The 16,621-nt window shown below is 73.0% G+C and carries 16 protein-coding genes; 7 read left to right on the forward strand and 9 right to left on the reverse strand.

Going from position 1 to position 16,621, the window contains the following annotated elements; all coding sequences use genetic code 11:
- Positions 1-71: 71 nt before the first annotated feature.
- On the reverse strand, positions 72-2,414 hold the full coding sequence (locus tag AB0D59_RS05440; protein ID WP_362561089.1) for a serine/threonine-protein kinase: 2,343 nt from the start codon (positions 2,412-2,414) through the stop codon (positions 72-74).
- 199 nt (positions 2,415-2,613) lie between these two features.
- Complete coding sequence (locus AB0D59_RS05445) at positions 2,614-3,336, reverse strand: VOC family protein (RefSeq protein WP_362561092.1); 723 nt, start codon at positions 3,334-3,336, stop codon at positions 2,614-2,616.
- Between the two features lie 156 nt (positions 3,337-3,492).
- On the opposite strand from AB0D59_RS05445, the gene AB0D59_RS05450 reads away from it, so the two are divergent.
- Positions 3,493-4,140, forward strand: coding sequence for a TetR family transcriptional regulator (locus tag AB0D59_RS05450; protein ID WP_362561093.1), 648 nt, complete (start codon positions 3,493-3,495; stop codon positions 4,138-4,140).
- A 75-nt stretch (positions 4,141-4,215) separates the two neighbouring features.
- Here AB0D59_RS05450 and AB0D59_RS05455 read toward each other — a convergent pair whose 3' ends face one another.
- Entirely contained in the window at positions 4,216-4,668 is a 453-nt protein-coding gene (locus AB0D59_RS05455) for an Lrp/AsnC family transcriptional regulator (RefSeq protein ID WP_362561095.1), read from the reverse strand.
- Between the two features lie 83 nt (positions 4,669-4,751).
- Between AB0D59_RS05455 and AB0D59_RS05460 the strand changes: the two genes are divergently transcribed.
- The gene (locus AB0D59_RS05460) at positions 4,752-5,360 is read left to right on the forward strand and encodes a LysE family translocator (RefSeq protein ID WP_362561098.1); all 609 of its coding nucleotides are present in this window, start codon (positions 4,752-4,754) and stop codon (positions 5,358-5,360) included.
- On the opposite strand, the gene AB0D59_RS05465 is transcribed toward AB0D59_RS05460, so the two are convergent.
- Both AB0D59_RS05465 and AB0D59_RS05470 read right to left on the reverse strand, forming a co-directional pair.
- On the reverse strand, positions 5,355-5,849 hold the full coding sequence (locus AB0D59_RS05465; RefSeq protein ID WP_362561101.1) for a nitroreductase family deazaflavin-dependent oxidoreductase: 495 nt from the start codon (positions 5,847-5,849) through the stop codon (positions 5,355-5,357). The two genes, AB0D59_RS05460 and AB0D59_RS05465, sit on opposite strands and share 6 nt — an antisense overlap.
- Entirely contained in the window at positions 5,846-7,030 is a 1,185-nt protein-coding gene (locus AB0D59_RS05470; RefSeq protein WP_362561104.1) for an acyl-CoA dehydrogenase family protein, read from the reverse strand. The genes AB0D59_RS05465 and AB0D59_RS05470 overlap by 4 nt, the downstream gene beginning before the upstream one ends.
- 99 nt (positions 7,031-7,129) lie before the next feature.
- Between AB0D59_RS05470 and AB0D59_RS05475 the strand changes: the two genes are divergently transcribed.
- Positions 7,130-8,299: an acetyl-CoA acetyltransferase gene (locus tag AB0D59_RS05475; protein ID WP_362561106.1), complete on the forward strand. Its 1,170-nt coding sequence runs from the start codon at positions 7,130-7,132 to the stop codon at positions 8,297-8,299.
- 268 nt (positions 8,300-8,567) lie between these two features.
- The gene (locus tag AB0D59_RS05480; protein WP_362561109.1) at positions 8,568-9,581 is read left to right on the forward strand and encodes an expansin EXLX1 family cellulose-binding protein; all 1,014 of its coding nucleotides are present in this window, start codon (positions 8,568-8,570) and stop codon (positions 9,579-9,581) included.
- Between the two features lie 8 nt (positions 9,582-9,589).
- Here AB0D59_RS05480 and AB0D59_RS05485 read toward each other — a convergent pair whose 3' ends face one another.
- Positions 9,590-10,057 (reverse strand): hypothetical protein, encoded by a 468-nt coding sequence (locus AB0D59_RS05485; RefSeq protein WP_362561112.1) that lies wholly within the window; start codon positions 10,055-10,057, stop codon positions 9,590-9,592.
- Between the two features lie 152 nt (positions 10,058-10,209).
- Between AB0D59_RS05485 and AB0D59_RS05490 the strand changes: the two genes are divergently transcribed.
- Positions 10,210-10,881, forward strand: coding sequence for a pyridoxal 5'-phosphate synthase (locus AB0D59_RS05490; RefSeq protein WP_362561114.1), 672 nt, complete (start codon positions 10,210-10,212; stop codon positions 10,879-10,881).
- Positions 10,882-10,958: 77 nt separating this feature from the next.
- Here the strand turns inward: AB0D59_RS05490 and AB0D59_RS05495 are convergent, their stop codons facing one another.
- The 3 genes from AB0D59_RS05495 to AB0D59_RS05505 all read right to left on the reverse strand — a co-directional run bounded on the left by AB0D59_RS05495 (position 10,959) and on the right by AB0D59_RS05505 (position 13,179).
- The gene (locus tag AB0D59_RS05495; protein WP_362561116.1) at positions 10,959-11,795 is read right to left on the reverse strand and encodes a GNAT family N-acetyltransferase; all 837 of its coding nucleotides are present in this window, start codon (positions 11,793-11,795) and stop codon (positions 10,959-10,961) included.
- A 184-nt stretch (positions 11,796-11,979) separates the two neighbouring features.
- Complete coding sequence (locus AB0D59_RS05500) at positions 11,980-12,585, reverse strand: GNAT family protein (RefSeq protein WP_362561118.1); 606 nt, start codon at positions 12,583-12,585, stop codon at positions 11,980-11,982.
- Positions 12,586-12,738: 153 nt separating this feature from the next.
- Positions 12,739-13,179 (reverse strand): OB-fold domain-containing protein, encoded by a 441-nt coding sequence (locus AB0D59_RS05505; protein WP_362561120.1) that lies wholly within the window; start codon positions 13,177-13,179, stop codon positions 12,739-12,741.
- A gap of 213 nt (positions 13,180-13,392) precedes the next feature.
- Between AB0D59_RS05505 and AB0D59_RS05510 the strand changes: the two genes are divergently transcribed.
- Together AB0D59_RS05510 and AB0D59_RS05515 are read left to right on the forward strand one after the other, a co-directional pair.
- On the forward strand, positions 13,393-15,030 hold the full coding sequence (locus tag AB0D59_RS05510) for a subtype B tannase (RefSeq protein WP_362561697.1): 1,638 nt from the start codon (positions 13,393-13,395) through the stop codon (positions 15,028-15,030).
- Between the two features lie 305 nt (positions 15,031-15,335).
- The gene (locus tag AB0D59_RS05515; protein ID WP_362561123.1) at positions 15,336-16,493 is read left to right on the forward strand and encodes an NAD(P)/FAD-dependent oxidoreductase; all 1,158 of its coding nucleotides are present in this window, start codon (positions 15,336-15,338) and stop codon (positions 16,491-16,493) included.
- Positions 16,494-16,621: the final 128 nt, after the last annotated feature.

The raw sequence follows: 16,621 nt of genomic DNA on the forward strand, positions 1-16,621 counted from the left end.
GGGCGCGGAGAACAGCGCGAACGGCCCCCACGGCGCCGCAGTGGCCCTGCGAACCGCGCCCCCCACGGCGCTCACGCGGTCCGTGCCGTACCGGTGCCTTTCTCGGCGTCCAAGGCATACACGCACCGGTCCTTGCTGCACGCGTACACCACCCCGTCCCGCACCACCGGCGACCCGGTGATCTCCCCACCCGTCGCCAGCTTCCACCGCAGCCGGCCGTCGTCGGCCTTCAGGGTGTAGAGGAGATGGTCGTTGGAGCCGAAGTGGATCCGGCCCTCCGCCACCACCGGCGCCCCCACCACGTCGCCGCCCGCCTGGAAACGCCACTTGGGCGTCCCGGTGACCGCGTCCAGGGTGTACAGCCCCTTGCCGCTGCCGACGTGCACGTGCCCGGCGGCCACCAGTACCGGCTCGATCGACGCGCGGGCCTCCGTCGCGATGCGCCAGCGGTCGCGGCCGTCGGCGGCGTCGAGGGCGTACACGGTGCCGAGGTAGTCCGCGAGGTAGATGCCGCCGCCGGTGACCGCGGGGCCGGGTACGAAGGCCGGCGGGGAGAGGAAGACGGCCGGCGCCTCGAAGTGCCAGCGGACGCGCCCCGTCGCCGTGTCGAGGGCGATGACGCGGGTGCCCGCCGAGGCGTACACGAAGCCGTCGGGGGCGTGGGCGAGGCGGACCGGGACGCCGCCGCAGGAGGCCGCGTCGCCGATGGGGTAGGACCAGCGCTCCTCGCCGGTCCGGGCGTCCAGCGCGCGCAGCCGGGCGTCCTGCCAGACGAAGACCGTGCCCTCGTGCAGGGAGGGCCCGGACTCGGGGGCCTCGAAGTCGGTCTGGGCGCCGGACAGCTCCCAGAGTTTCTGCCCGTTGGAGGCCTCCCAGGCCTGGACGCCGCCGCCCCGGGTGCCGGTGACGAGGGTGCCGCGGTCGGCCTTGAGGGCGTACACCCAGGCGTCGGTGGACAGCCGCCACAGGTCGCCGCCCTCGCGGGCCTCCAGGGCGAACAGGGTCGGTCCGTCGGAGGCGTGGATACGGCCGTCCGCCACCGCCATGGACCAGGCGACGTCACGGGTCTTGAAGCGGCGCCGGCCGGTGGCGACGTCGAGGGCGTGCACCTCGAAGGAGGTGACGTAGACGAGGTCGCCGTCGACGGCCGGGGTGCCCCAGACGTCGTTGGACATCCGGAACCGCCAGGGCCGCCAGCCGGACGCCGTCTCCGGGGGCTGGACGGGCACGGGCGGTACGGCGGGGTCGGCGCCGTTGACGCCGGGGCGCGGCCGGGACCAGCTGGCCACCAGGCCGGCCTCGGGCGGGGGCGCCTGGACGGCGGCGGCGCGGGCGTCGGCGACCCGCGGGCCGGGGCCGATCGGCACCTGGGCACCGGCCAGCCGGACCGGGCCGGCGTCGGGGCCGGGGGCGCCGACCGGGACCGGGACCACGGGGTCGTAGGAGGGCGGCGGGGGGACCGCGAGCCGGCCGCCGCTGCGGGCGCCGGACGGGTTGGCGGAGGGCTTCACGGCCGGGCGGCCGCCGCGCCGGGACTCGATCAGCGCGACCGCCTTCTCGGGCAGCCACGCGGACGCCGTGCCGCTGTCGTCGGAGCCGGAGCCGAAGAGATGGGGGGCCAGCTGGGCCTGGAGGTCGGCCGGGTTGGGGCGGCCGACGGCCTCCATCTGCATACAGGACTCGATGAGGGGGCGGAGTTCCTCCGGGAGTCCTTCGAGGTCCGGGCCCTCGCGCAGCAGCATGAAGACGGTCTCGACCGGGTTGGCGCCGTGGAAGGGCGGGTGGCCGGTGGCGGCGAAGACGAGCATGGAGCCGAGGGAGAAGACGTCGCTGGCGCCGGTGACGCTGCGGGAGTCCTTGGCCTGCTCGGGGGACATGTAGGCGGGGGTGCCGACGGCGACGTTCGTCATCGTCAAACGGGTGTTCGAGACGCCGGACGCGATGCCGAAGTCGATGACCCGGGGGCCGTCCTCCACGACCAGGACGTTCGACGGTTTCAGGTCCCGGTGCACGAGCCCGGCGCCGTGGATGGACTGGAGCGCCTCCGCGACGCCCGCCGCGAGCCAGCGGACCGCCTGGGCCGGGAGCGGCCCGCAGTCGTTCACTATCTCTTCGAGGGAGGGCGCGGGAACGTACGCGGTCGCCAGCCACGGCACCGCCGCGCGCGGGTCGGCGTCGACCACGGCCGCCGTGTAGAAGCCGGAGACCGCGCGGGCCGCCTCCACCTCGCGGGTGAAGCGGACCCGGAACAGCTGGTCCTCTGCGAGTTCGGTCCGGACCGTCTTGATCGCCACGCGCCGGCCGGACGCCGAGCGCGCGAGATAGACCAGCCCCATGCCGCCGGCCCCCAGCCGTCCCAGCACCTCGAACGGCCCGATCCGCCGCGGATCGTGCTGCGTCAGCTGATCCACCACTTGCCTGCCACCTCCCCGTACGGGCCCCGTCCACCCACATATGTACGCGACCCCGTGCAGCGTCTCACCACCGCACCGCCATGGCGGCACGCACCCCGATTCTTCCTGGCCCGGGCACAGGTTGCGAACCCGGCGACGAATCGGGGTGTCACATGACAAAGTGAGACATTTATCCACCGAGACCCGTCAGTTTCCGGCCTCAGCGTTGCAGCAGCGCGAAGGACGCCCCCTGATTGTCGGTCACGACGGCCACTTTTCCGTACGACGTCTCGAAGGGCGGCGCCTGGACCCGGCCGCCCAGCTGCCGCACGGCCTCGACCGCGGCCCCCACATCCCCGGTGCGGAAGTGGACCACGAACTGCGGCGGCATCCCCGCGTAGAAGACGTCGGAGAGGGGGGCGCGGCCGAAGTCCGGGTCGGCGTCGGCGCCGAACAGGGCGTCGGCGAAGAGGTGGCCGTAGAAGATGTTGGCCGCGTCCGTGTCGCTGGTGTAGAGCTGCGCCCAGGCGAAGGTGCCGGGGGCGTGCCGGACGCCGAAACCGGGGTGACCCGCGGCCTGCCAGAGGCCGAAGACGGCACCCTGGGGGTCGGCGACCAGGGCGGCGATGCCGAGGTCACGGACGGGGACCGGGTCGTTCACGATCTGGCCGCCGGCGGCCAGGATCCGCCGGGCGAGGTTCCGGGCGTCCGGGGTCGCGAAGTACACCGTCCAGACGGTGGGCATCCGGCCGTCCCGCTTCCGCGCCAGCCTGGCGACGGCCGCGCCGTCCAGCCGGGCCCACACCGCTCCCGGCCCGGCGTCCTCGAAGGTCCATCCGAAGAGCCCGCCGTAGAACCGCTTGCCCGCCTCGACGTCGGGAAGCTGCACGTCCACCCAGCACGGAACGCCCTCTGTGTATGCGGATGCCCTGTTTTCGGCCATGTCGTCAAAGTAACCGCCCGGCTCGCACCCCGCAGACCAGCCGCACCACCTGGGGTGGCACCCCCCACGCACCCCTCACCCACCCCCCATACACCCGTGCACCCCATTTGCAGTCGGCCGAATCGCGCTCCGATCACCCCTCGGTAAGCTGACGGCATGACAGGACAAGTGCGTACCGTCGACGGCCGCGTGGCCGGCCGGCGTGGGCAGGCGACCCGGCAGAAGCTGCTCGACTGCCTCAGCGAGATGCTCAGCTCCTCCCCTTACCGGGACGTCAAGGTCATCGATGTCGCCCGGAAGGCGGGTACTTCGCCCGCGACCTTCTACCAGTACTTTCCGGACGTCGAGGGCGCCGTCCTGGAGATCGCCGAGCACATGGCCACCGAGGGCGGCCAGTTGACCGAGCTGCTGGCGGGGCGCTCCTGGGTCGGCAAGGCCGGCTGGGCGACCGCGCAGGAACTCGTGGACGGTTTCCTGGAGTTCTGGCGCAGGAACGACGCGATCCTGCGCGTGGTCGACCTCGGCGCGGCCGAAGGGGACAAACGGTTCTACAAGATCCGTATGAAGATCCTCAACTCGGTGAACAACTCCCTGACCGACTCCATCACGGAGTTGCAGTCCAAGGGCAAGGTCGACAAGGACGTGAACCCGGCGGCCATGGCCGGTTCACTGGTCGCGATGCTCGCGGCGGTCGCCTCGCACCAGAAGGGCTTCCAGTCCTGGGGCGTGAAGCAGGCCGAACTCAAGCCGAACCTCGCGCTGTTGGTGCACCTGGGCGTGACCGGGAAGAAGCCCACGAAGTAACCCGCGCCCTGCGTCCTGTCTGGCAGGCGGCGGTTCACCGGAGGTGGGCCACCGCCTGTTGCGCTACCCGTTCCGTCACGCCGGCAACGGGCGGTCCCGGACCACGTGCTTCATCACCAGGGTCGAGGTGAGGCGCTGCACGCCCGGCAGGGTCGCGAGCCGTTCGTCGTAGAGCCGCTGGAAGGCGGCGAGGTCGGCGGTGGCCACCCGCAGCAGATAGTCGGGCTCGCCGAACAGCCGCTGTGCGTCCAGCACATGGGGGATCTCCGCGATCGCCCGCTCGAAGTCGGCGACCGTGTCCCGGTCCTCCTGCCGCATGGAGACGAAGACCAGCGCCTCGAAGGTCAGCCCCACGGCGGCCGGGTCCACCACCGCCCGGTACCCGCTGATCGCCCCCGCCCGCTCCAGCTCGCGCAGCCGACGGTGGCACGGCGAGACGCTCAGCCGCACCCGCCCGGCCAGCTCGGTCACGGTCAGCCGCCCGTCCTGCTGAAGCTCGGCAAGAATTTTCCGGTCCACGTCGTCCATGGGGAAGATTCTCCCCCGGATCAGCAGGCCGCGAGCAAATTTCGACAACACTTTCGGGCCTTTCACGCTCTCATGTCCCTGCCATGGACACCGGACCCCTGATTTCCTTCCTCGCCGTGGACCTGCTGCTGGTGTGCGTGCCGGGCGCCGACTGGGCGTTCGTGATCGCCGCCGGAGTGCGCGGCCGCTCGGTACCGCGCGCGGTGGCGGCCCTGGTCGCCGGATACGCGCTGCACACGGCGCTCGCGGTCGCGGGGCTCGCGGTGCTGGTGGCGAGTTCGCCCGCGCTGCTCACCGCGCTGACGGTGGCCGGAGCCGCCTATCTGGTGTGGCTGGGGTGGAGCGTACTGCGGCGCCCTGCGGTACCGGTGGAGCAGGAAGAGGCGACGGCCGGGCCGGGCTTCTGGCGGGGTGCGGCGATCAGCGGCCTCAACCCCAAGGGCCTGCTGCTCTACCTCTCCGTGCTCCCCCAGTTCCTGGTGACGCAGGGCGACCACGCCCCCGTGGCCGCCCAGACGGCCGTACTGGGCGGCCTCCACATGGCGGCCTGCGCGGCCGTCTACCTCGCCGTCGGCACCCTGGCCCGCCGCCTGCTGTCGGCGCGCCCGAGGGCGGCCCGGGCGGTCACCCGCACCTCGGGGGCGGCGATGCTGGGCATCGGCGCGCTGCTGCTGGCGCAGCACGCGCTATGACGTTCCAGCAGGCGTTCCGCCCGACGTCCGGCGCATGAGCCGGAAGACCCTGATCTCCCGGTCCACGCGTTCCTGGTAGGTCGCGTACGGCGGCCAGAAGCCCAGCAGCGCCCGCCAGGCCGCCGCCCGCTCCTCGCCCGCCAGCAGCCGGGCGGTGACCGGGATGTCCCGCCCCTTCCAGCTGATCTCGGCATCGGGATGACCGAGGAGGTTGTGGGTCCAGGCAGGGTTGCCGGTCCGCCCGAAGTTGGAGCCGACGAGAAGCCAGCCGTCGCCCTCCGGCATGCACGCCAGCGGCGTGCGGCGGGGCAGTCCGCTGCGCGCCCCGGTGGAGGTGAGGATCACCCCCGGCAGCAGCTGGGCGCTGAGCAGCGTCCTTCCCCGGCTGATCCGGTGCACGGCCCGGTCCAGGACCGGGATCACATGCGGGGCGACCTTCGCGAACCCCCGGGTGGCGGAGACCTTCTGCACCAGCCGTTCCCCGATCACATCGCCACCGCCGTTCCCTCGAACAGCCCGGCCCGGTCGGCCGCGTGCCCGCGCAGCCGGTGCACGGGCCCGAAGAGCAGCTCGTCCCCGGCCGCCCGCTTGAAGGCCAGGTGCGCCTCGTGCTCCCAGGTGAACCCGATCCCGCCGTGCAGCTGGATCCCCTCCGCGGCCGCGGTCCGCAGCGCCTCCAGCGCCTGGGCGAGGGCCAGTCCGCCCGCCGGCTCCCCCTGGGCCGTCGCCCAGGCCGCGTAACAGGCGGCCGACCGGGCCGCCCGTACCGCCACATGCACATCGGCCAGCCGGTGCTTGACGGCCTGGAACGACCCGATCGGCCGCCCGAACTGCTCCCGCTGCTTCACGTACTCCACCGTCCGCTCCAGCGCCCGGTCCGCGGCCCCCACGGCCTCGCCCGCGAGCACCGCGGCCACAGAGTCGCCGAGTGCGGCGAGGGCGGGCCGGATGTCGGTGTCCTCGTCGCCCACCGGTTCCGCGGCCACGTGGCGCAGTTGGACCCTGGCCTGGGGGCGGGTCGGGTCGAGGGTGGTGCGCCGGGTCCGTACGACCCCGTCGGCGTCCCCCGCCACCAGGAAGAGCAGGACGCGCGAGCGGGCGTACCCGCCGGCGTGCGCCGGGACCAGCAGCAGTCCGGCGCTGTGCCCGTCCAGCACCTGGTCGGCCTCTCCGTACAGCTGCCACCGGTCCCCCCTGGGCCGCGCCTGGACGCCGCCGGCCCGTCCGCCGCCGGCCCAGTCGCCGCCGCCAGGACCGGTGAGCGCGAGGGCGGTGCCGAGCCGGGTGCCGGGGACGGCGAGGGCGGCGGTGAGGCTGCCGTCGGCGATCCTCGGGAGCAGCTCGGCGCGTTGGGCGTCGGTGCCGAGGGCGAGCAGCAGCGGGGCGGCGAGGACGGCGGTGGCGAGGAAGGGAGAGGGGGCGAGGGCGCGCCCCAACTCCTCTGCGGCCAGCGCGACTTCCGTGACGGAGCAGCCGGCGCCGCCGTACTCCTCGGGCAGGGCGAGTCCGGGCAGGCCGAGTTGTTCGCCGAGGGCGGTCCACAGGGCGGGGTCGTGCCCCTCCGGCCTGTCGACGGCGGCCCGTACGTCCTGCGTCCCACATCGCTTGTGGAGCAGTTCACGCAGGGCGCGCCGGATCTCGTCCTGCTCGTCGGTGAAGCGGGCGTCCATGACCGGACCTCCTGACGATCTGACGGCCCGTCATGCTAGGGGCAGTGGATGCAGATGCACAGGGGCGGAGTGGAGCGGATCTGATGTACCGTCAGATTCATGACCGGACCCCGCAAGGTCGCCGTGGTCGGCGTGGCCCTGTCCGACTGCGGCCGCGTGGACGACGCCACCGCCTACGCCCTGCACGCCCAGGCGGCCCGCCGCGCACTGGCCGACGCGGGCCTCGGCCGGGAGGTGGTCGACGGCTTCGCCTCCGCGGGCCTGGGCACCCTGGCCCCGGTGGAGGTGGCCGAGTACCTGGGCCTGCGCCCCACCTGGGCGGACTCCACCTCGGTCGGCGGCTCCACCTGGGAGGTCATGGCGGCGCACGCGGCGGACGCGATCGCGGCGGGCCACGCCAACGCGGTCCTGCTGGTGTACGGCTCGACGGCCCGCGCCGACATCAAGGCGGGCCGCAGGACCGGCAATCTGTCCTTCGGCGCCGGGGGGCCGCTCCAGTTCGAGGTCCCCTACGGCCACACGCTCATCGCCAAGTACGCGATGGCGGCCCGCCGGCACATGATCGAACACGGCACGACGATCGAGCAGTTGGCCGAGGTGGCGGTCCAGGCACGGGCGAACGCGGCGCTGAACCCGGAGGCGATGTTCCGCACCCCGGTCACGGTCGACGAGGTCCTGTCCGGCCCCATGATCGCCGACCCCTTCACCAAACTGCACTGCTGCATCCGCTCCGACGGCGGCGCGGCGGTGCTGCTGGCGGCCGAGGAGTACGTACGGGACTGCCGTACCGCGCCGGTGTGGGTCCTCGGCACGGGTGAGTGCGTCTCGCACGCGACCATGTCGGAGTGGGCGGACTTCACGGTGTCCCCGGCGGCGGTGAGCGGCGACCTCGCCTTCCGGCGGGCGGGCGTACGGCCCTCGGAGGTGGACTTCGCCGAGATCTACGACGCCTTCACCTACATGACGCTGGTGACCCTGGAGGACCTCGGCTTCTGCGCGAAGGGCGAGGGCGGGGCGTTCGTGGAGAAGGGGCGGCTGCGGGTCGAGGGCGGTGAGCTTCCGGTGAACACGGACGGGGGCGGGCTGTCGGCCCAACACCCCGGGATGCGGGGGCTGTTCCTACTTGTGGAGGCGGTACGGCAGCTGCGCGGCGAGGCCGGTGACCGGCAGGTGCGCCGGGCGGACGGGGGGCTGCCGAAGCTGGGGGTGGCGTCGGGGACGGGGGGCTGGTTCTGCTCGTCGGGGACGGTGGTGCTGGGGCGGGGGTGACACGGGGGGCGGGTGCTGGGGCGGGGGGACACCGGGGGCGGGTGCAGGGGTGGGGGACGCGGGCCGGGGAAGGACGGCGGCGACCTTTTCGGCCGCGGCGACCTTTCGAGCCGCGCAAGCTTTCGGGCCGCGCCAACCTTTCGGGCCGCGCAACCTTTCAAACCGCGGCAACCTTTCCGGCCGTGGCGGCGACCGCGTACCGGAAGCTTCGACGTTCGGGACGAGACGTTCGAAGGACGTGCACCGCCGAACCGCGTAAGGATCGCCTGTGGCCTCCTCCTCACATCGCCGTCGCCCGCGCCGGGACCAGGACTTCGAGTGGCGCCCGGTCCGCGGCCCCCTCCTCGCGGTGGCCGCCGTGGCCGCCGTCGCCCTGGTCGTGACCCTGGTCGTCGCCTTCCGCCCCGGCGACTCGGCCGGCGCCGGGCAGGGGGCCGCGGACCGGGCGGTGTCCGCGGCCTCGGCCACGGCCTCCTCGGAAGCCGAGGCGAGCGCTACGGCGACGGAGACGGCATCGGCGACGCCCTCGAAGGGATCGTCGGCGTCGTCGAAGCCCACGGCGGGCGCACGGACCACGCCGACGGCGTCCGCGGCTCCTTCCGCCACCCCGGCCCGGCGCGCGGCGGCCGGCACCGCCCGCACCCCGTCCACCACCACGGCCCCCGCGGCCGGCCGGATCCGCCCCGGCGCCTCCTACCAGGGGGTCGCCACCTCCTACGACGTCGGCAACGGCGACGGCGCCTGCTCGTTCGGCCCGACCGACGACGTCATGACCGCGGCGATGAACACCGCGGACTACGAGACGGCGAAGGCGTGCGGGGCGTATGTCTCGGTCCGCGCGGCGAGCGGCACGTCCCTCACCGTCCGCATCACCAACGAGTGCCCGGCGCCCTGTGCGGTCGGCCAACTAGACCTGAGCCAGCAGGCGTTCGCGAAGCTCGCGCCGCTCTCGGCGGGCCGGATCGCGATCACCTGGAGCCTGCTGAGCCCGGCCACCTCGGACACGGTGTCGATCCGCTACAAGACCGGTTCCACCCAGTACTGGTGCGGCATCCAGGCGATCGGCCACCGCAACCCGCTGGCCCGCCTGGAGGTCCGCACCGGCGGCGGCTGGCTCGCGCTGACCCGCACCGAGTACAACTACTTCCTCTCCGAACAGGGCACCGGCTGCGGCGGCGAGCTCCGCCTCACCGACATCTACGGCGAACAACTCACCGTGCCCGCGCTCCCGGTACGCCCGGACACGGTCCAGCGGACCGGGGTCCAGTTCGCCCGGCACTGAGGGGCGTCTCAGCCGCGCACCGGCACGATGCGATGGCCGCGGCGGCGGCCGGGGGCGTGGACGAGGGTGACGCCGACGTGGTTGCGGGCGATCACCCAGGCGACGGGGGCGACGACCAGGGTCACGGCGGCCGCGGCCACGCTGATCGGGAGGAGCAGGGGCGGCGACTGCCCGGCCGGAAGGGTCCGGCCGCCCTCGTGGACGGCGTAGGCCAGCGAGGCGGCGAACAGGGCCAGCCCGAGCAGAAAGACCGTGCCCCAGGTCAGGCGGATGCGCCGGGTGCGGGCGTGGTCGCGGACCTCGGCGACGAGCGCGGCCGAGCAGACCGGGCACTCCAACTCGACGCGGTCCCGGCCTTCGGCGGGCCGGACCAGCCGGAAGTCACGCGCGGCCCAGGTGACGGTCCGCGTCGTGGGCCGCCCGGCGTCGCCGAGTAGGTGGCGTACGGCCACTCGCACGGTCCTGGGTCCCCTCATACCGGACAGTGTGGGGCCGGGGCACAGGTGTTCGCAGGGATTTGCCCGGAGGTGCCCCGAAGTCCGGCACCCGGGCACCTCCGGGCACGCCGGGCCGCCGTACGACGTCCTGATGGCGCGGCCACGCGGGGTCCCCGAGTGATACTCGGCACATGGCAGCAACGGATCTTCACACGCTCCTGAAGTCGCTCCGGGTCTGGTCCCCCGAGACCACGGAGCTACGGCCGTTCGACCCGGCGTCGGCACCCGATGCCCCGCTCCCCCTGTTCACCACGTGGTTCGCGGAGGCGGTGGCGGCCGGGCAGCCGGAGCCGCACACCGTGTCGCTGGCCACGACGGACGAGGCGGGCCGGGCGGACGTACGGATCGTGATGCTGCACGGCGCCGACCCGGACGGCTGGTCCTTCGCGTCACACCTGACCAGCCGCAAGGGGCATCAGCTGAACGCCCGCCCGTACGCGGCGCTGGCCTTCTACTGGCCGGTGCTGGGCCGCCAGGTCCGGCTCCGCGGGCCGGTCACCGCGGCCCCGTGGGAGGAGGGCCAGGCGGACCTGCACGCCCGCTCGACGGGCGCCCTGGCGGCGGCGCTCACCGGCAGGCAGAGCGGGATCCTGTCCTCGCTCGAGGAGCTGCGGGAGGAGTCGGAGGCGGCCTGGGAACGGGCCCGCGCCGACCCGAGGACCCCCTCCCCCACCTGGACCCTCTACCGGCTGCGCCCGGAGGAGGCCGAGTTCTTCCAGGGCGACCCGGAACGACGGCATGTCCGGCTCCGGTACGTCGGGGAGGAGGACGGGACTTGGCGGCAGCAACTGCTGTGGCCGTGAACGGGCGCCACGGCGACACCCACCGGCCGTGAACGGGCGCCACGGCGACGCCCACCGGTCGTGCGCGGCGGTCCCCTCTACTCCCGATCCTCGAAGTCGTACGCCGCCCAGTCGGCCACCTGCCGGTAGCCGATGCGCTGGTAGAGCGCGTTGCTCGTCGGGTTCGCCAGGTCCGTGAAGAGGAGGACCTCGCCGACGCCCCGGGCCAGGGCCGCCCGGCTGACCTCCGTCGTCACCGCGCCGGCGTAGCCGCGGCCGCGCAGCTCGCGCGGGGTGTAGACGGGCGCGACCCGGGCCTGCCCGGCGACCGTCGGGGTCACACCGGCCATGGACACCGGGGTGCCGTCGGGGGTCTCCCAGAGCGTGACGCCGCCGTAGGAGAGCCGGAAGTCGGCCCAGTCCTCGGCGTCCCGACCGCCCGGCAGGCCCGCGTCGGCGACGAATCCGCAGTACCAGCGGATCAGCAGCTCCCGGTCCGCCGGCCCGGCCACCCTCGCCCGGCCCTCCGGCACCGGGGCGGGGACCGTCAACTCGTCCAGCCGGTAGAGCCGTTCGAGGTCCTGGAGCTTCCCGGGCGTCCCGGTCCGCCGTTCCCAGGCCGCCACGAACGCCTCCGCCGTGGCGCGTTCGGCGGCGAACCCGGAGACCGGGTGGCCGAGGTCGAGGAGCCGGGAAGCCAGCGCCTCGGCCTCCCCGGCCGTGAGGCGGGTGGTGCGCAGGGCGTACGGCGGGGTGTGCAGCAGGGCCGCGCCCACGCTGCCGTCGCTCCGGGTCAGGTGGCCGAGGAGCGGGGGCCGGTCGCCATACGCCGACGGGCCGCTGTGCCGCAGCTGCTGGGTCACCGTCAGATGGACGGTGTGCAGGTCCGGACGGGAGCCGAGGAAGTCCTGGGCGTGGCCGAGGAATTCGTCCACGTCGGAGGTGAAGTGCCAGTCGGACGCGTCGAATGCGCTGGGCGCGTCGGATGCATCGGATGCATCGGATTCGCCGGACGCGTCGGATGCGGGGGACGTGGGGGACGTGGGGGAAGCTTCGGATTCGGGTGTCTCAGGGGCCATGCTCGATGGTGGCGGCCGGCCGCCACCCCTCGCACGTGAATTAATCCACTGACGGGTCCGGGTCCGAGGCGAGGCGGGCGTGCAGGTGGGCGTCCCGGAACGCGCTCGGCCGGCCCGCCTCGAACATCGCGCCCCGCAGCGTCCCCTCGTACGGGAAACCGCATGTCTGCGCTATCCGGCAGGACGCCTCGTGGCCGAGGGCGTGCCCGAGCTCCAGGCGGTAGAGGCCCAGCTCGGTGAAGGTCCAGCGGGCGGCCAGGGCCAGGGCGTGGGTGGCGACCCGGCGGCCCCGTGCCTCGGGGAGCACCCAGTAGCCGACCCGGGCGCATCGGGACACCCGGTCGATCATGTTGATGCCGATGTGCCCGAGGGTCGTACCGCTCTTCGCGTCCGCGATCCGGAACGGCGCGCAGCCCCCGGCGGCCGCCTGCTCGCGCTGCCTCAGCAGGGCGGCACGGGCCCCTGCGAGGTCGATGTCCGGCTGGAGCGGGGTGTTCCAGCGGAGGAAGTCCAGGTCGGTACGGCCGCACAGCCAGGCCTCGGCGTGGGCCCGCGAGTCCGGGTTCCAGTGGTCGAGGCGCAGGCCGTGACCGTGCGGGGCGACGTCGGGGCGGCGGGCGGCGGGCTGTTCGTCGATCTGGGCCATGGGGTCATTGAAGCCTCTGTGCCGGGTGATGGCCCAGCCCGTTTCGGCACGCCCCTTGTTCTGACGGCCCCCCGCGCTGGCCCCTCCCTGCCCAGGCCCCTCCCTGCCCAGGCCCCTCCCTGCCCAGGCCGCTCCCAGCCCAGGCCTCCCTTTTCAGCGCGCCGCGGGCCGGAACACCGGCACGCCCTCCCGGAAGGCGACCGCCAGCTCCAGTCCGGCGCACGGCTCGGGCGTGTCCACCAGCTCGGTCATCATGCGCGGTCCCTCCGCCAGGTCGACCACGGCGGCGACGTACGGGACGCGGTCGCCGAAGGGCGGGAGGTCGTTGCGGTGCACGACGGACCAGGTGTAGAGGTTCGCGCGGCCGGACGCGGGCTCCCAGGTGACGTCCTCGCTCCAGCAGTGCGGGCAGAACTCCCGGGGGTAGTGGTGGGCCCGGCCGCAGGAGGCGCAGCGGCGGAGCAGGAGCCTGCCCTCGGCCGCCGCCTCCCAGTAGGGGCGGGTGAAGGCGTCCGGTTCGGGGAGGTCGTACCGCCGCGTGGCCGGGCGGGCCCGGTCGGCGGTCGGCGCGGTCGGTGCACTCGTCGCATCCATGAATCTGACGTTATGTCAGGCCGGTGCGGGAGCCCAGAGGGCGATGGGAAAAAGCTGTGCGCTTCCCGTAGGACTGTGGGTCCGCCATGAATCCCGGCGGATTGTTGACGATTTTGTCGGCGCCAAATTACGTTCGCAGGCGCAAGGTCAAGGAGCCCGCACACGAGAGGCAGCAAGGTGAAGCACAGGGCAGTGAAGCGCAGGACCGTGGTCATGGGCATCGGCGCCACGGCCGGTGTCGCAGCAGTCGGCGGCATCGCCCTCAGCGCACAGGCGTCGAGCGACTCCTCGTCGGGCTCCTCGGGCTCCCTGAAGTTCGACCCGGACGCGTACACGAAGCTGACGACGACCGTCACGGACACGGCCGGCGACGACCACTCGGTGACGTACCACTTCTGGAAGGCGATCACCTACGTCGCCAACCCCGTGGACGAGACCTACCAGTCGCTCGTCGTCAGCGCCCCGGTCGAGATCGACGGCGAGACGGTCGACCCGACGAACGCGCCGATCCTGTTCGCCAACTCGGTCGGCGGGTACCTGCCCTCCTCCGTGGCGGACGCCACCGGTGTCGGCGCCGGCGGCATGAGCGCCGGCGGCGGTGCCCCCGGCGGTGCGCCCACCGGCAGCGCCGCGCCCAGCGCCTCGGCCTCCACCACCTCCAACGCGAACGGCAACACCAACGCCACCGGCGGCGCCACCGCCTCCAACCAGCTGCTGGCCCTGGCCGCCGGCTATGTGGTGGTCGAGCCCGGCGCCCGCGGCCGTACCCTCAAGAACGCCGACGGCGCGTACTACGGCACCGCCCCCGCCGCGATCGTCGACCTCAAGGCGGCCGTGCGGTACGTGAAGGCCAACCGCGGCCTCATCCCCGGCGACGTCGACCGGATCGTGTCGGCCGGCACCAGTGCGGGCGGCGCCCTGTCCTCGCTGCTCGGCGCCTCCGGCGACAGCCCCATCTACGACAGGTACCTCAAGGAGATCGGCGCGGCCGACGCCTCGGACGCGATCTTCGCGACCGGCACCTGGTGCCCGATCACCGACCTGGAGCACGCCGACGGCGGCTACGAGTGGAACTGGGGCTCCAACGTCACCCAGTCCACCGGCAAGGTCGTCGACCAGACCGTGTCGAAGGACCTGCGGGCGCAGTTCGCCGAGTACCAGGCGAGCCTGAAGCTGCGCGGTCTGGACGGCTTCGGCCCGCTGACCGCCCGCAACTACGACGCGTACCTGGTCAAGCAGTACCTGGAACCGTCCGCCACCACCTACCTCGCCGCCCTGTCGGACTCGGACCGCGAGACCTATCTGGCCGCCAACACCTTCATCACCTGGTCCGGCGGCAAGGCCACCTTCGGCTGGGACGACTACCTCACCCACGTCGGCGCCCGCAAGAAGACCACCCCCGCCTTCGACGCCTTCGACCTGTCCGCCGGCGAGAACAATGAGTTCGGAGCGGGTACGACCGAAAGCCGCCACTTCACGGCCTACGGCGCGAAGAATGACTCCACCGGTCTCAGCAGCAAGCGGGTCGCGAGCGACGTCCCCGAGAAGCTGAACCTGATGAACCCGATGTACCACCTGGTGGAGAAGGTCAACGAGAAGCGCTCGAAGCACTGGTGGATCCGCCTCGGCACCAATGACACCGACACCTCGCACGTCATCTCCGCGAACCTGGCGGCCCGCCTGGACAACCTCGGCGACGACGTGAACCACCTCTACTACTGGGACCAGGGCCACGGCGCCAACACCGACCCGGGCGACTTCATCACCTGGATCGCCGAGGTGACGGGCTTCGGCAAGGGCAAGGGAAACAGCGGCGACGACGGCACCAGCAAGAAGGGCGAGCGGGACTGAGAAACCGCCGCGGAAGTAAGAACCTCTCACAATCGAGATAGGCCCCTCACGACCGCGATAGCTTCCCCGAACGCGGTGTTCTTTTCCCGTCTGTCTAAGGACACCGCCCACCCGCGCCGTCGGGCTCCCGCGCACCGGAGCCCGGCGGCGCGGGCCTTTTCGCGCACCTTCTCTTCGGTTTCCGTTCAGATGAAGTGGGCTACGTCACAAGTCCCACCCACTTCTCCTACGGGTGTGATCAATCCGCAACCAATTCCGGTCTTGACCGAGACCCATCAACGTGACGCGTGATTACGCTCCCGCCCATGGCCGTGTTTCCCCCCACCGTCTCGCCCGTCTACGTCATCGGCGCCGGCCCCGGAGGGCTAGCCGCCGCGTACGCGCTGCGAGCCCGGGGCATCCGCGCCGTCGTCCTGGAGAAGTCCGACGACGTCGGCTCCTCCTGGCGCCACCACTACGACCGCCTGCGTCTGCACACCACCCGCCGTCTCTCCGCGCTGCCCGGGCTGCCCATGCCGCGCCGCTTCGGCCGCTGGGTCTCCCGCGACGACGTGGTGCGCTATCTGGAGAAGTACGCCGAGCACCACGAACTGGAGATCGTCACCGGCGTCGAGGTCTCCCGGGTGGAGCGCTCGTCCGACGGCGACGGCTGGCTGCTGCACGCCTCCGGCGGCCGGGAGCTGACCGGCTCCGCGGTGGTGGTCGCCACCGGCTTCAACCACACCCCGCGCATCCCGGGCTGGCCCGGCCTGGCCTCCTACGGCGGCCGGTTCCTGCACGCCGGCGAGTACCGGAACGCCGCGCCCTTCGCCGGGCAGGACGTCCTCGTCGTCGGCGCCGGCAACACCGGCGCCGAGATCGCCGTCGACCTGGTGGCGGGCGGCGCCTCCCGGGTACGGCTCGCCGTCCGCACGGTCCCGCACGTCGTGCGCCGTTCCACCGCCGGCTGGGCCGCCCAGTACAACTCGATCCTGGTACGACGCCTCCCGGTGTCCCTCGTCGACCGGCTGGCCCGCACGATGGCCAAGGTCAGCGTGCCGGACCTGGCCGCCCAGGGCCTGCCCCGCCCCGACACCGGCCTTTACAGCCGGGTCAGGCAGGGTGCCATCCCGATCCTGGACGTCGGCCTCGTCGACGCGGTGCGGGAGGGGAAGGTGGAGATCGTGGCCGCCGTCGACGGTTTCGAGGACGGCAAGGTCACCCTCGCCGACGGCACCCTCGTCTCCCCCGACACGGTGATCGCCGCGACCGGATACGTGCGCGCGCTGGAGGACCTGGTCGGCCACCTCGACGTCCTCGACGACCGCGGCCACCCGGTCACCCACGGCCCCCGCACCCCGAAGAACGCCCCCGGCCTCTACTTCACCGGCTACACCAACCCCATCAGCGGCATGTTCCGGGAGATGGCGATCGACGCGGAGAAGATCGCGAAGGCGGTCGCCAAGCGCCGACGGACGGCGTAGGCCGCCGTCCCGGCAGGCTGCGCCGACCGCCTCGGGGACAAGCCCGGGGACAAGCCCGGGGACAAGCTCGGGGACGAGGCCGAATCTCCCCCCTCCGGCACGCCGCGGCGCTGGGACAATGAGGGTTT

Origin of the sequence: Streptomyces sp. NPDC048417 (assembly GCF_040651615.1) — a bacterium.
In the GTDB taxonomy this organism is placed as follows: domain Bacteria; phylum Actinomycetota; class Actinomycetes; order Streptomycetales; family Streptomycetaceae; genus Streptomyces.

Bases quoted from the DNA above. Each gene is read 5' to 3' on its own strand.
- AB0D59_RS05445 (WP_362561092.1), bottom strand. From the start codon at position 3,336: ATGGCCGAAAACAGGGCATCCGCATACACAGAGGGCGTTCCGTGCTGG.
- AB0D59_RS05450 (WP_362561093.1), top strand. From the start codon at position 3,493: ATGACAGGACAAGTGCGTACCGTCGACGGCCGCGTGGCCGGCCGGCGT.
- AB0D59_RS05455 (WP_362561095.1), bottom strand. From the start codon at position 4,668: ATGGACGACGTGGACCGGAAAATTCTTGCCGAGCTTCAGCAGGACGGG.
- AB0D59_RS05460 (WP_362561098.1), top strand. From the start codon at position 4,752: ATGGACACCGGACCCCTGATTTCCTTCCTCGCCGTGGACCTGCTGCTG.
- AB0D59_RS05470 (WP_362561104.1), bottom strand. From the start codon at position 7,030: ATGGACGCCCGCTTCACCGACGAGCAGGACGAGATCCGGCGCGCCCTG.
- AB0D59_RS05475 (WP_362561106.1), top strand. From the start codon at position 7,130: ATGACCGGACCCCGCAAGGTCGCCGTGGTCGGCGTGGCCCTGTCCGAC.
- AB0D59_RS05485 (WP_362561112.1), bottom strand. From the start codon at position 10,057: ATGAGGGGACCCAGGACCGTGCGAGTGGCCGTACGCCACCTACTCGGC.
- AB0D59_RS05490 (WP_362561114.1), top strand. From the start codon at position 10,210: ATGGCAGCAACGGATCTTCACACGCTCCTGAAGTCGCTCCGGGTCTGG.
- AB0D59_RS05500 (WP_362561118.1), bottom strand. From the start codon at position 12,585: ATGGCCCAGATCGACGAACAGCCCGCCGCCCGCCGCCCCGACGTCGCC.
- AB0D59_RS05505 (WP_362561120.1), bottom strand. From the start codon at position 13,179: ATGGATGCGACGAGTGCACCGACCGCGCCGACCGCCGACCGGGCCCGC.
- AB0D59_RS05510 (WP_362561697.1), top strand. From the start codon at position 13,393: ATGGGCATCGGCGCCACGGCCGGTGTCGCAGCAGTCGGCGGCATCGCC.
- AB0D59_RS05515 (WP_362561123.1), top strand. From the start codon at position 15,336: ATGGCCGTGTTTCCCCCCACCGTCTCGCCCGTCTACGTCATCGGCGCC.